General features: G+C 37.2%; 7 protein-coding genes and 3 pseudogenes. 1 reads left to right on the forward strand and 9 read right to left on the reverse strand.

What is annotated here, in order from left to right; all coding sequences use genetic code 11:
* Positions 1 to 15: 15 nt before the first annotated feature.
* A complete protein-coding gene (gene rnr / locus N4G44_RS01865) occupies positions 16 to 2169 on the reverse strand; it encodes a ribonuclease R (protein WP_474924381.1) in 2154 nt (717 codons plus the stop codon).
* Positions 2170 to 2648: 479 nt separating this feature from the next.
* Positions 2649 to 3082 (reverse strand): annotated as a pseudogene (gene rpiB / locus N4G44_RS01870) (ribose 5-phosphate isomerase B).
* A 554-nt stretch (positions 3083 to 3636) separates the two neighbouring features.
* On the opposite strand from rpiB, the gene N4G44_RS01875 reads away from it, so the two are divergent.
* Positions 3637 to 4827 carry a phosphoglycerate kinase gene (locus tag N4G44_RS01875; protein ID WP_474924382.1) on the forward strand — a complete coding sequence of 397 codons (1191 nt, stop codon included), beginning with the start codon at positions 3637 to 3639 and terminating at the stop codon, positions 4825 to 4827.
* A gap of 494 nt (positions 4828 to 5321) precedes the next feature.
* Here the strand turns inward: N4G44_RS01875 and N4G44_RS01880 are convergent, their stop codons facing one another.
* From N4G44_RS01880 to N4G44_RS01910, 7 genes and pseudogenes are all read right to left on the reverse strand, one after another.
* Positions 5322 to 6143, reverse strand: coding sequence for a class I SAM-dependent methyltransferase (locus N4G44_RS01880; RefSeq protein WP_474924383.1), 822 nt, complete (start codon positions 6141 to 6143; stop codon positions 5322 to 5324).
* Between the two features lie 107 nt (positions 6144 to 6250).
* On the reverse strand, positions 6251 to 8113 hold the full coding sequence (gene mnmG, locus N4G44_RS01885; protein WP_474924384.1) for a tRNA uridine-5-carboxymethylaminomethyl(34) synthesis enzyme MnmG: 1863 nt from the start codon (positions 8111 to 8113) through the stop codon (positions 6251 to 6253).
* A 152-nt stretch (positions 8114 to 8265) separates the two neighbouring features.
* A pseudogene (ybeY, locus tag N4G44_RS01890) lies at positions 8266 to 8684 on the reverse strand (rRNA maturation RNase YbeY).
* A 4-nt stretch (positions 8685 to 8688) separates the two neighbouring features.
* On the reverse strand, positions 8689 to 9789 hold the full coding sequence (locus N4G44_RS01895) for a hypothetical protein (RefSeq protein WP_474924385.1): 1101 nt from the start codon (positions 9787 to 9789) through the stop codon (positions 8689 to 8691).
* Between the two features lie 139 nt (positions 9790 to 9928).
* Positions 9929 to 10843: a patatin-like phospholipase family protein gene (locus N4G44_RS01900; protein WP_474924386.1), complete on the reverse strand. Its 915-nt coding sequence runs from the start codon at positions 10841 to 10843 to the stop codon at positions 9929 to 9931.
* A 2-nt stretch (positions 10844 to 10845) separates the two neighbouring features.
* A pseudogene (locus N4G44_RS01905) lies at positions 10846 to 13292 on the reverse strand (bifunctional UDP-N-acetylmuramoyl-tripeptide:D-alanyl-D-alanine ligase/alanine racemase).
* A gap of 123 nt (positions 13293 to 13415) precedes the next feature.
* Entirely contained in the window at positions 13416 to 14024 is a 609-nt protein-coding gene (locus N4G44_RS01910; RefSeq protein WP_474924387.1) for a thymidine kinase, read from the reverse strand.
* Between the last annotated feature and the right edge of the window lie 158 nt (positions 14025 to 14182).

Raw genomic sequence — 14182 nt, forward strand, 5'->3', positions numbered from 1 at the left:
GACTTTATGATTTAATTAATCAACAATCTTAAAGTCCAACTGTTTCTGAATAAGGTTTGCTTTTACTACTTTGATCCTCACTTCATCGCCCAGCTGATATTTTTTACCGGTTCTGTTTCCATATACTGCATGGGTTTTAGCGTCATAAGAATAGGAATCGTCTACAAGATCTCTTAATTTGATGAGTCCTTCGGCACCGTTTTCAGGGATTTCAACCCAGAAACCGAATTCCGCAACACCGGAGATGACACCACTGAAGGTTTCTCCAAGATGTTTTTCCATAAACTTCACCTGCATAAACTTAATAGAATCTCTCTCTGCATCGGCAGCCAGTCTTTCCATCGCACTGCAGTGTTTGGCCTTCTCTTCAAGTTCTCCTTTGCTTGGAGATTTTCCTCCATCCAGGTAATGCTGCAGCAAACGGTGGGCAAGAAGGTCGGGATAACGTCTGATAGGAGAGGTGAAGTGGCTGTAGTATTCAAAACCTAAACCGTAGTGGCCGATAGGTTCTGTAGAATATACCGCTTTGCTCATACTTCTCATTGCCAGGGTTTCGATCATATTTTCTTCGCCTTTCCCTTTCACATCATGAAGAAGGTTATTCAATGATTCTGCAACTTTTTTGGTATTGTCAAGGTTCATTTTATAACCGAAAGTAGATACAAAATCTCTCAATGCTTCCAGTTTTGCAGGATCCGGATCATCATGCACCCTGTATATAAAGGTATTATTTGTAACACCGCCTTTATGGGTTAATGATACAAATTCGGACACCTTTTTATTGGCCAGCAGCATGAATTCTTCGATCAGGTGATTGGAATCCTTGCTTATTTTAAAGTAAACCCCTACAGGCTCACTGTTTTCATCCAGATTGAATCTTACTTCGCTTCTGTCGAATGTAATGGCTCCGTTTTTAATACGCTGGTCACGCATAATTTTCGCCAGCCTGTCCAGTGTATTGATTTCTTCTGCAAGATCTCCTTCTCCTGTCTCTATACGTTCCTGGGCCTCTTCATAGGTGAACCTTCTGTCTGAATGGATCACCGTTCTTCCGAACCACTGTTTCTGGATTTCCGCTTTATCATTCAGCTGGAAAACTGCTGAGAAAGTATATTTATCTTCATTCGGACGCAGGGAACATACGTCATTACTTAAAACTTCCGGAAGCATCGGAACCACGCGGTCTACAAGATAAACCGAAGTTGCCCTGTTGTAGGCTTCATCATCCAGGATAGTCCCGGGAACCACGTAATGGGAAACGTCTGCAATGTGAACACCGATCTCCCAGAATCCGTTTTCCAGTTTTCTGATCGAAAGCGCATCATCAAAGTCTTTCGCATCTTTAGGGTCGATGGTGAATGTACATATATCACGCATATCCCAACGTTTTGCTACTTCCTCATCTGTAATTCTGCGATCTATTTTATCGGCATCCAGTTCCACTTCCTCTGGGAATTCGTAAGGTAGTCCGTATTCTGCAAGAATAGAGTGGATCTCTGTTTCGTGCTCGCCCGGGGCTCCAAGGACCTGGATAATTTCTCCTTCCGGATTTTTATCTCCTGGTTTCCATTCTGTCATTTTAACGATGACTTTATCACCGTTTTCAGCTCCTCCGAATTTTGTTCTCGGAATAAAAATATCTGTATTGATCGTTTTTTTATCACAAACCACGAATCCAAAATCTTTATGGGCAACGAGCTGGAATGTTCCTACAAACTCAGTTCTTGCTCTCTCCAGAACTTCCAGAACGGAGCCTTCCAGTTTTTTTCCTTTGAAATGATAAGTGATGATCAGAACTTTATCACCCTGTAATGCATCTTTTACATTTTTGGAGTGAATAAAAATATCATCTTCCACGCCTTCTACACTTACGTAGGCGTTACCGGACTGATTGAAATCGATGATACCTGTTAAAGTTCCTGCGATCTTCAGGTTGACGATATATTTTCCTTTTTCCACTTCTTTGATCTTCTCAGACCCCTGAAGCTTATGAAGAGCCTGGATTACCTGCTCTCTCTGTCGTGGATTTTTATAATCTATTCCGTCTGCGATCTGTTTATAGTTATAGATCTTTGACGAATTGGTATTCATGAAACGCAGGATCTGTCTTCCGATCTCTATGAGTTTCTGTTCGTTTTTATGGCTTATATATTTACCTTTTCTTGGCATTTTCTTAATGTTATTTAATTGTTATTAACTGTAATAATCTGGTTGGAATTTAAGAGTTTTAAAATCCTTATTTCCTAAGGAATATTTTATCCGGAATTTTATTGTATTACCTTATACTATCTAAATTCAGTTTCCGGAAATCCTCTCAGAATGAATATTACATCTTTATTTTATTTTGCAGCTATTATTTTTCTGTCTGCATTTATCAACTATTTATCGGCACTGTATGAAAATAAGATTCATTTCTTATTAATTATACAGCATCAATTTTCCTTCCAATTTATTTATAAAGGAAACTTTAATCTGTATAAAATTACTACAAATATGGAGAAGAGGGGAGAAAAACCTTTGATTAAATATCTTTTAATATGCAGGCCCTGTATGGAAATAATAGAGTGGTAATTCTCTATTAGCTGGTACAAATATACAAAATAAATAATAAATAAGGCCTGTAAATCAAATTACAGGCCTTTATATTTTTAGCAAACAGCAATTTTATCAACTCTGTTCTGGTGTCTTCCCCTTCAAAGTCCGTGGAAAGAAATTTGTCTGCAATTTCTATCGCCAGCTCTTTAGAGATAAATCTGGCCGGGATAGAGATCATATTTGCATCATTATGCTGTCTCGCCAGCACTGCAATCTCCGGCATCCAGCAAAGGGCACATCTGATCTTCTGGTGTTTGTTTGCTGTGATCTGAACTCCGTTTCCGCTTCCGCAGAATAAAATTCCCAATTCATTCTCCCCGTTTTCAACCGAAGTTGCAGCAGGGTGTACAAAGTCCGGATAATCCACACTGTCTGTGGAAAACGTGCCAAAATCCTGAACATCAAACTTTTCTGAGAGATAGTTCTTAACAATCTCCTTGTATTCATAGCCCGCATGGTCTGCAGCAATAGCTATTTTTCTTTTCATAATACTCTTATTAGGTCTTTTTAGATTTTATTTCAATACAAAGGTAAGAATAATAACAAAGTCTGTGAATTGTTCGGGAGTAAATTGTGAAAAGCGGTGTGAGTAACTGTGGAAAACTTTTCTCAACTTTCTATTTTTAAAGATGAATTTATTTCGTAATGGAAAATGTAATTGAAAAATTTAATCACAATTTCAAAAATGTTTTCTTCACACAATCCGAAGTTTTTCCAGAATAAAATTACTAATAATGGTTTCGCGGGGAAGTTACTAACAGATGTGAATAAGTATGTGAAAAAGCAGATTTACAAGAGATTATAATGTGAATTAAATATGAATTGAATAAAAACTATTTGTTATCAAATATTTCAGTAAAACTTATCCCCGAAACTAACAATACTCAACAACAACTACATTATTTCTTTTTTAAAGAGAAAAAAATTGTTGATTAATGGATGATTGGGGTTGGGGAAAGTTTTCCAAAACTTTTGTTTTAATGGTTCCGTTGAAAATGTTTAAAAGCTTACATTTGTGAAAAAGAAAATTCAAAGATATTTATGAAAACAATCAATGATTTCAATTTTAAAGATAAGAAGGCTCTGGTAAGAGTGGATTTCAATGTTCCGCAGGACGATCAGCTGAAGGTGACAGACAATACAAGAATAGCAGCTGTAAAACCTACGGTTGAGAAAATTCTTAATGACGGAGGTTCTGTCATTCTTATGACGCATCTTGGAAGACCGAAAGGTGAGGTGAAGGATGAATTTTCTCTTAAGCATATCGTAGATGAAGTTTCAACTGTTCTTGGGCATGAAGTTAAGTTTGTGGATGAATGTATCGGAGACAAGGCTGAAAAGGCTGCTTCTGAGCTTCAGCCGGGAGAAATCTTATTATTGGAGAACCTTCGTTTTCATAATGAAGAAGAGAAAGGAGATGAAGAATTTGCCGGGAAGCTTGCCAAACTTGGAGATGCGTATGTAAATGATGCATTCGGTACAGCTCACAGAGCGCATGCTTCTACAGCAGTTATTGCCCAGTATTTTAAGTCAACTAAATTTTTCGGTTTACTGATGGCTAAAGAGCTGGAGGCGATTGAAAAAGTATTGAAGAAGGGAGAAAAGCCTGTAACTGCCATACTTGGAGGATCTAAGGTTTCAACTAAAATTACCATTATAGAAAATATACTACCGGCTATTGATAATCTGATTATCGGAGGAGGTATGGCATTCACATTTATCAAAGCTTTAGGAGGAAAGATAGGAAACTCTTTAGTAGAAGAGGATAAGCTTCCTTTGGCTCTTGAGATTTTAGGAAAAGCTAAAGAGAATAAAGTAAAAGTATATCTTCCTTCTGATGTAATTATTGCGGAAGCCTTCAATAATGATGCTGAAATGAAAGAAGTAGATATTTATGCAATTCCTGAAGGATGGATGGGGCTTGATGCCGGCAATAAATCAAGAGATCAGTTCAATGATGTTCTTTTAAATTCAAGAACAATTCTTTGGAATGGCCCGATCGGGGTTTTTGAAATGTCAAACTTTGCAGGTGGAACTGTTGCTCTTGGTGACAGTATCGCTGAAGCTACAAAACTGGGAGCTTTCTCTTTAGTAGGAGGAGGAGACAGTGTTGCTTTTGTGAAGCAGTTCGGTTATGATGATAAAGTGAGCTATGTTTCTACAGGTGGCGGTGCGATGCTTGAAAGTCTGGAAGGACTGGAGCTTCCGGGAGTTGCTGCGATTAATAAATAATTTAAAATATTCTATCTCTATAGAAGACCGTCCAAGTGACGGTCTTTTTTATTTATGCATCTAATTTTTATGTTTGATATGAAATTTTGCAATAAAGTCATGATTTCAGAAAATCACCTACTATTTTCCGTTTTTGTTAAAAAGATGTGGATATCTGTAATTTTTAACAAAATATAATTTTTAAGTAGAAAAGGAAAATTTAGAAATTTCAATTTCTCTACTGGTCAGTATCAAACTTAATTTTAATTTTTTCAATCGAAGAGATTATCTTCTTAAGTTTTTTTGACTTTAATTTTTTCCCCCTCAGTTTTATAAATCTCAATATGTATATTTTTTAAAGTTAAATATTTGGAGTAGGGGAGTTTTTAGTTTTAAAATTCCACGATGTTATGAATTGTATTAAAAAATAAAATCCGGAAAATTCTCCGGATTTTTATTTTTTATGCTTAAATGGGTGAAAATTGACCTTCAGAAATGGCTCAAAAATCGATTTTCTACTTTTTTTCGATAATGTATATCAAACTTGAAAATTCGCTCGAAAAAAGCGCCTTTACGTTAGAAATCGTTCCGTAGATGACCGCTTTTAGCCAAAATAGGGGTGATTTTTTGTACTTTTCGCTCAACATCGAAATATAAAATGAGTCCAGGACCAAAGGTTTGATTTTTCTCATTTTCCAATTCGGTTTTTTGGAAATTAAATTTTCCATACCGTTTTTGGAGAAATGATAAATATGTCTTGGTACATCATACGCTGCCCAATATTCTTTGTAATGTTTTGCATCATAAGAAGTGGGGTTGGGAACAGCAATAATCAACAGGCCTTTCTCTTTCAATTTCCCGTGAAATATTTCCATCATTTCATCCTGGTTTTCTATATGTTCAAATACATGCCATAATGTGATGGCATCCAAACTGTTGTCGGGAATGGTTTGAATATTATCAAGTATTGTAGCTTTGGATATTTTACTGAGCGCAGCTTTTCTGGCATCTGCATCAGGTTCAAAACCAAAGGTTTCAAAATCGTTTTCTATATACTTCACAAATTCTCCGGCACCGCAACCATAATCCAGAACTTTTGATCCTTTTTTAATTCTGTCTGCAAGAATATTTCTTTTGTACTGAAGATTAAAAGACTGCAGAAATTTATAAAGCTTTTCTTTTAAGCTTCCTGAATCCTGGTGATGGGAAATATAATCTTCGCTTTCGTAATATCTGGAAATATTGGATGGAATAGGGGAGGTCTTAAAAACTCCTTTTGTTTCCGTTTCTTTAATTTCAAATATTTCCTGTGAAAGAAAATGATCTTTTATTCTCATGAAATGATATCTTGATATTTTAAAACAAGGGCATTTAGATTATAAATCCATAAACACCCTTATTTTTGCTTTTAATTTAGAAATGTTTCACGTGAAACATTTTTTATTTAACGTCCTAAATAGACCAGTAAAACGTTTATATCAGCCGGAGAAACACCACTGATTCTGCCTGCCTGTGCAATAGTTTTCGGTCTTACATTGGACATTTTCTGTTTTGCTTCGGAAGAAAGGCTTGAAAGGCTTTTATAATCAAAGTCTTCAGGAATTTTTATATTTTCCAGGCGGTTAAGCTTGGCAACATTTTCTTTTTCCTTTTCAATATAGCCTTTATATTTGATATTGATTTCTGCCTGTTCTCTTACCTCTTCATCATATTGGGAAGAGAATTCTTTAATGGTATCAATTTCATCCAGTTTTTCTAAAGTAATATTAGGTCTGGTTAGGAATTGTGCAGCTTTATAAGCCTGGTCTACAGGATTGCTTTCCGATTTTTCAAGAATAGGATTGATGATGCCTGGTTTTAAAGAAGTTTCTCGTAAAAACTCTTCAAGTTCCTGACTTTTAGATACTTTGGTTTCAACTTTTCTTAATCTGTCTTCTTTTGCAAGTCCTAAGTCAAATGCCTTTTTAGTAAGCCTGATATCAGCATTATCCTGTCTCAGTAAAAGCCTGTATTCTGCACGGGAAGTAAACATTCTGTAAGGTTCTTCCGTTCCTTTCGTGATAAGATCATCAATCAGTACGCCAATATAAGCTTCATCCCTGTTTAGAATAAAATCTTCTTTTTCGTGTACTTTATTGTGAGCGTTGATACCTGCAATTAAACCCTGTCCTGCTGCTTCTTCATATCCTGTAGTACCATTGATCTGGCCTGCAAAATATAAATTGCCAATCAATTTGGTTTCTAAGGTATGCTTTAACTGGGTAGGAGGGAAGTAGTCATATTCAATAGCATAGCCCGGACGGAAAACTTTTACGTTTTCAAATCCTGGAATCTGCTTCATTGCTTTTATTTGTACATCCTCCGGAAGTGACGAGCTGAATCCGTTTACATAGATTTCAACGGTTTTCCAACCTTCCGGTTCTACAAAAAGCTGGTGTCTCGTTCTTTCTGCAAAACGATTGATCTTATCTTCAATACTTGGGCAGTATCTTGGCCCTAAACTTTGAATGGTTCCATTAAACATAGGGCTCCTATCGAAACCTTCACGTAAAATATCATGTACCGTTTCGTTGGTATAAACGATATGACAGCTTAATTGTTTTGTTAATTTAGGCGTATCCATATAGCTGAACTTTTGAGGATTTTCATCTCCTTTCTGTTCTTCCATTTTGGAATAATCAAGGCTTCTTCCGTCCACTCGGGGAGGGGTTCCTGTTTTCATTCTTCCGGCTTCAAAACCTAAACTTACAAGCTGCTCTGTAATTCCGAAAGCTCTGGGTTCGCCCATTCTTCCTCCGCCTAATTGCTTATCTCCAACATGGATCAAACCATTTAAGAAAGTTCCGTTGGTAAGAACTACAGATTTAGCTTTTATTTCAATTCCCAAAGAAGTAATAACTCCGGTTACCTTATTATTTTCTACAATAAGCTGTTTCACCATATCCTGGAAAAAATCAAGATTAGGTGTATTTTCTAATGCCAATCTCCATTCTTCTGCAAAAAGCATTCTGTCATTTTGCGTTCTTGGAGACCACATTGCGGGACCTTTTGAAAGGTTCAGCATTTTGAACTGGATGGCAGATTTATCGGCTACAATTCCGGAGTATCCTCCCATAGCATCAATCTCTCTTACGATCTGTCCTTTTGCGATTCCTCCCATGGCCGGGTTGCAGCTCATCTGCCCGATGGTCTGCATATTCATTGTAATAAGCAGGGTCTTTGAACCTAGGTTCGCAGCCGCGGCTGCAGCTTCACATCCTGCATGTCCGGCACCTACTACAATTACGTCGTATATTTCTGAAATCATTTTTATATTGCTTATTTAAAGCTCTTATTTTTTTACTATTTTCCATGAATGTTTCACGTGAAACATTTTTGAAGAATGCGCTCCAGATGAGCTTTTATACTAGCTATAATTGAATGCTTTACGGATTGTTCTTTAAGTAATTCTTCAATTTATTAAGGATTTGTTTCCTTAAACTTAGCCAGATATAAATCTTCCATTCTTCGCATCTCTTTCTCTTCTTCTTCCGTCTTATCCTTGTATCCTGCCAGGTGAAGGATTCCATGGGCGAGGACTCTTTTTAGTTCTTCCTCGTAATCTCTGGAAAGGGTAGAAGCGTTGTCCGAAATTCGCTGCAAAGATACGAAAATCTCTCCGCTTATTGTTTTGCCTTTTACATAATCGAAAGTGATGATATCGGTATAGTAATCATGCTGCAAATAATCCTGATTAATCTTCAGCAAATATTCATCATCGCAGAAAATATAATTGATTTCACCCGGTTTTTTTCTTCTGAAAGAATAATATCTTCCAGCCATTTTTTGTAATCTGTACTCACAGATTCTTCTAAGTTTTCGTAAAAGAATTGTATCATTGTATTAAAACCAGTGTCCTAAAATAACACTGAATATGCCTTTTTGATTGTTTTTAAGTGAATGGCTAAAATTAATTTTGATCTGCCCGAACGGAGATTTGTATCCAGCCGTAAGTCCTACTGAGCTATAATTTACTTTAACTGTATCTTCGAAGTTGATATCGTCCGAAAGGTTAGCAAAGCTGAAATTTCCACTCAGGAAATAGTTTTTGTTGAATTTAAACTGAATATCATTGGAGATAAGGATGACATTGTTGGTATTAAGCTGTGCAAAATAAAACCCTCCGAAACTCTTGAAGTTGATTATATTCTGTTCAAAAATTCCTCCAAGTCTGTATTGGTAAAATTCCGACAGATTGTCACCAATTGTAATTCCTCCGTAAAGGTTAAGACGGTAGGAAAACTGCTTGGAAATTGGAACATTTAGCCTTATATCGGCTTTAACCTGGATAATTCTCTTCTCCACTTCAGATTTCAAAAGGTCGACTACTTTTCCTTCAGCATTGATGTAAATACCTCTGGAAGGGAAATCTTTATCATTCTGGGTATCGCTTTTCAGGAAGACATAAGGATTTAAAAACCTCATATATCTTTCATGCTCGCCATTTATCTCTGCTCCGAAATAATCGTGACTGATCCCGCCCCCGATGGCAAATTTATCTTTCCATACAGACTGTATAAAAGCTTCATTCCTGAACCATTCCCATTTATCAACAATATTATTGTCCACGTTTTTCAGGTCAAAGCTCATTCCGGAAGAATAAATACCGAAGCCCGGAATGTATCCGTTGTCTATAAAGTAATTCAGATAATATCTTGGTTTATCGCCTACCACCACATCCAGTGAAAGATTTGAATTCTTAAATAAAAGACGTTTTCCCGAATAATTCATAAGGAGACCGGTCTTGAATACTTCATCATAATGCAGTCCTACTTTCAGGAAATGGCGGGCTTCATCTTCGGTAACGTATAGTTTCAGATAATTGGCATCATTTTCCGGGATGATGTCATAATTGATAAAACGGTAGTTATTGGTGGCAACCAGTTTATCTATTTTTTTGTTAATAGAGCCGTAGGTCTGCATGGAAGGGAGGCGGAGACCCATTTTTCCCAGAACATAGTTTTTACCGTAAATACGGCCCCCATCCAGGGAAATGCTGTCAATCTTGTATACATTGGAATATATTGGATTTACGCGCTCCCTGAGGCGGTCAAACTGGCGCTTTGGAAGCTGATCAAGTATCTCAGCATATTTTTTCCTTCCGCATACCCGCTGTCAAGAATTTTTTCTTCTCATCATAACTTGTTGCGGTCATGCCTTTCAAGTCTGGCTTGATATTAATATCTGTGTATTTGTACTGCCTTTTCGTATCTCTTTTGATTCCGAAATCAATAACCTGGTTCAGAATTGAAATAATGTTGTTTAAATCCTCTCTTTTCGATAGATCCTGGTTAAGGTCCACACCAATCACGATATCGATTCCTTTGTCCTTTAATGGCTTCGAAGGATAATTAACCGTCATAGCTCCATCTATGTAAATACTGTCGCCAATTTTAACGGGATCCATAAGCGATGGAAATGCTGAACTCGCCATGATGGACTGTACAAGATCTCCTTTTTCGAAAATCTCCATATTCCCGCTTTCCAGATTGGTGGCAACACACATGAAAGGGATGGGTAATTTGGAGAAATCATCAATATTCGAAACGTTTTTGAAAAGTTCCTTCAGAAGATATACATTTCTCTGGCCGGAGCTTATGGAGGAGGGAAGGGATATTTTTCCGTTCTTTAACGGAATAGATAGAAGGTATTTATCTACGGATTTATTGAAGAAAGAAGATTCCTGCCTGGATTTCGGATCCATGATAAGAGAATAGAAATCCGTATCCATTACAATTTTTTCTATTTCTTTCCCAGAATATCCTGAAGCATATAACCCACCTACGATGGCCCCCATACTGGTCCCGGAGATGTAATCGACCTTTACTCCCAACGAATCTAACACTTTCAGTACTCCGACATGTGAAAATCCTTTGGCACCGCCACCCGCAAGTGAAAGACCTATTTTTGGATTTTTTGGTATGACCAGATCCTTTTTCACCTGGGAATGGATCATAAGAAGTTGAAATACGAAGAGAAGGATCAGGAGTTTTCTCATAACTAGTCTTTTATATAAATCCGTTTCACCCGCGGCGAAATGGAGGTTAACACTTCATAGGTTATAGTTTTGCAGTAGCCTGCGAATTCTTTTAAACTTGGTTTTGCATTAAAAACGGTAACGGTGTCACCTTCCTTTACATTAGGGATCTGGTCTACATTGATCATCATCATATCCATACAGATATTTCCGACTATAGGAGCCAGTATTTTGTGGACGCCTACATTTCCCATCTGGTTCCCGATCAGTCTTGGGATTCCGTCTGCATATCCTACAGGAATAGTGGCAATCTTAGTGGCATGATCAGGCTTATATTTTCTGCTGTACCCTACAGACTCTCCAGTGTCAACTGTTGAGATCTGTGAAATTACGGTTTTAAAACTTACTACAGACTGAAGCTGTTTTTGTATTTCACTATCCGGTGATTCTCCAAGCATTCCGATCCCTATTCGTACCATGTCATACTGGTGGTCCGTGTAGCTTGTTATTCCTGAGGAATTAAGAATATGGCGGATAGGAGTGTAGCCCAGCTTTTCAATCAGGTAAGAGGAATTTTTTCGAAGACTTCCAATTGGTTGTAGGTAAATTCCTTCTCCTCAGGCATATCAGAAGATGATAAATGACTGAATAGACTCTGAACTTTTACGTTTTTATGGCTTAAAGTTTCGCTTAGTTGATCCAATTCAAAATCTTTAAAACCAAGACGGTGCATGCCGGTCTCCAGTTTAATGTGAATAGGGTATTTTTTATCATAGCCGGATTTCTGTACTGCTTCGTAGAATAATTCCAAAACCCTGAAACTGTAAATTTCCGGTTCCAGGTTATATTCAATAATGGCTTCGTAGCTGTGCTGTTCAGGGTTCATAACCACAATAGGAGTGGTGATCCCTTTTTTACGAAGTTCTACACCTTCATCAGCATAAGCAACCCCAAAATAATCAATATGGTGATGCTGCAGGAATTCAGAAATCTCATAGCTTCCTAATCCATAAGCATTTGCTTTTACCATGGCCATCATTTTGGTTCCCGGCTTCAGCAGGGATTTATGATAGTTGATATTGTGAAGAATAGCATTCAGGTTGACTTCCAGAACAGTGTCATGCTTTCTGAGTTCAAGGATATCTTTAAGCTTTTCAATCTCAAATTTCCTTGCTCCTTTGAGGAGAATAATCTGGTTTTCAATTTCTGTAAGTCTTCTACTTTCAATTAGTTCCTGAGTACTGACAAAAGTGGAGGTTTTAGCTTTAAATAATTCACTGAATTTTGATATTTCATCACCGATCAGGAATACAGAGTCAAAATTCTGGTCATTCACCAGCTCAGAAACTTCCTCGTACAATTCTTTGGAATTTGAATTTACCCCGACAATATCCGTCAGTACCAAAGATTTTTTAGGTTTATTGTATTCATTCAGAAATTGGAGGGCGGTTTTCAGGGAATCCAGGTCCAGGTTAAATGAATCGTTGATGACGATGTTATTTTTAATTCCTTCAATAGCTTCCAGACGCATCTCTACAGCTTTTAAAGAATTGATCTTTTCAATAATTTTCAGATTATCAATCTTCAGCTCCTTTAAAACGGTAATCAATGCCAGGGCATTGGTAAGTGTGGCTTCATCTCTCTGGTGAACAGGGAAGGAGATCTCTTCGTTAAAATAAACAACCGTTATTTTTTCATCCTTAGAAACATCTTCTTTAATGAAAACCTGATTGTCTTTCTTAAGACCGTAAGATATTAATTTTTTGGTTGAATATAATTCATTTATCTTTTTGCTGACCAATGAATTATCGCCATTGTAAATAATGACCTCAGAAGCTTTAAAAAGCTTTATTTTTTCGTCTATCAGTTCATCTTCAGATTGAAAATTGGCTGCATGGGCATTCCCAATATGGGTTAGAAGGCCGATTTGTGGATGGAATATGCTTTCCAGCTTTTCCATCTCGTGAGGCTTTGAAATTCCTACTTCAAAAATTCCAAGCTCATAAGAGTTGTTGATCTGCAGCAGGGAAAGCGGAAGGCCGATCTGGGAATTGAAACTTTTTGGACTTTTTACAGTAGGGAATTCATTCCACAGGCATTGGTAAAGCCATTCCTTTAAGATGGTTTTTCCGTTGCTTCCGGTAATTCCGATAGATTTCAGGTGAGAATGCTCGAAATGATATTGAGCCAGTTTTTGAAGAAAATCTATCGAATTGTCAACTATAATCCATGTAACATGTTCAAACCTGGCATCCTGATGTTCGGAAATAATTACATCGATACCGCGGTCCACTGCAGATTCAATGAATTTTTCACCGGAATTCTTATGCGTATTGATCGCAATAAATGCCGTATTTTTCGTTGAATAGATAATCCTGCTGTCGAATGCTATATTTCTGATCAACAGGTTTCCGTCTCCAATGATTTGCGCATTGGTGATCTCTGCAATTTGTTTTACTGTATAGTTCATTGGTGCCCCTTCTGCTTTATATTTTAGCGAATGTCAAAAGGTAAAATAGTAAAAGGATGTTTTCCTTGTTAAGTATTTTACGGTCTGGCTTTTTCGCTTTTCTTTTATATTAAATAGCCACTTTTATATTTTGCTGTTTTTACAGCTATTTTCTTTTGAAAGTACTTCATCTATAAAAACGCGGCGGCTTACCGCTTCATAGCTTTCGGTTTCGCCAAGCTCTACCAGATCATTTCCCTGTGAAGTCCTCATCGAATAATTGGCCAGATTACCCGTTCTCTTGCAAATAGCATGCACTTTTGTAACATATTCTGCAGTCGCCATCAGATTGGGCATGGGCCCGAACGGTCGTCCCAGGAAGTCCATATCGAGGCCTGCAATCACTACTCTTATGCCGCTGTTGGCAAGCTGATTGGCAATATCAACAATGCTTTCATCAAAAAACTGTGCTTCATCTATTCCTACCACATCGCAGTTGGAAGCCAGGAGGAGAATTTCATTGGGATTATCTACTGCCGTACTCCGGATTTTGTTCTGATTGTGAGAAACAACGTCATCTTCGGAATATCGTATATCCAGTCTCGGTTTAAAAATCTCCACGTTCTGTCCTGCCATTTCTGCTCTGCGTAATCTCCGGATCAACTCTTCGGTTTTTCCGGAAAACATAGAGCCACAAATAACTTCCATCCAACCACTTTGTTTGGAATGATTAATTGTATTTTCTAAAAACATTTGTTAAATTAGCCGTATATTTTTAAGATCAAAAGTAAGCAATTTTAATAAGATTCTTATTATGCAGAACATCCAAGATTTAAAGGAAAAAATTTTTTTGAATCCAAAAATATCATTGATATTTTGGAGAAAATAAACAATGTAGACGAATTACTTTC

The sequence above is a fragment of the Chryseobacterium sp. GTID13 genome, assembly GCF_056172655.1.

What these genes read in the sequence shown, in the direction of transcription:
- rnr (WP_474924381.1), bottom strand. Translation starts at nt 2,169, where the DNA reads ATGCCAAGAAAAGGTAAATATATAAGCCATAAAAACGAACAGAAACTC.
- N4G44_RS01875 (WP_474924382.1), top strand. Translation starts at nt 3,637, where the DNA reads ATGAAAACAATCAATGATTTCAATTTTAAAGATAAGAAGGCTCTGGTA.
- N4G44_RS01880 (WP_474924383.1), bottom strand. Translation starts at nt 6,143, where the DNA reads ATGAGAATAAAAGATCATTTTCTTTCACAGGAAATATTTGAAATTAAA.
- mnmG (WP_474924384.1), bottom strand. Translation starts at nt 8,113, where the DNA reads ATGATTTCAGAAATATACGACGTAATTGTAGTAGGTGCCGGACATGCA.
- N4G44_RS01895 (WP_474924385.1), bottom strand. Translation starts at nt 9,789, where the DNA reads ATGGGTCTCCGCCTCCCTTCCATGCAGACCTACGGCTCTATTAACAAA.
- N4G44_RS01900 (WP_474924386.1), bottom strand. Translation starts at nt 10,843, where the DNA reads ATGAGAAAACTCCTGATCCTTCTCTTCGTATTTCAACTTCTTATGATC.
- N4G44_RS01910 (WP_474924387.1), bottom strand. Translation starts at nt 14,024, where the DNA reads ATGTTTTTAGAAAATACAATTAATCATTCCAAACAAAGTGGTTGGATG.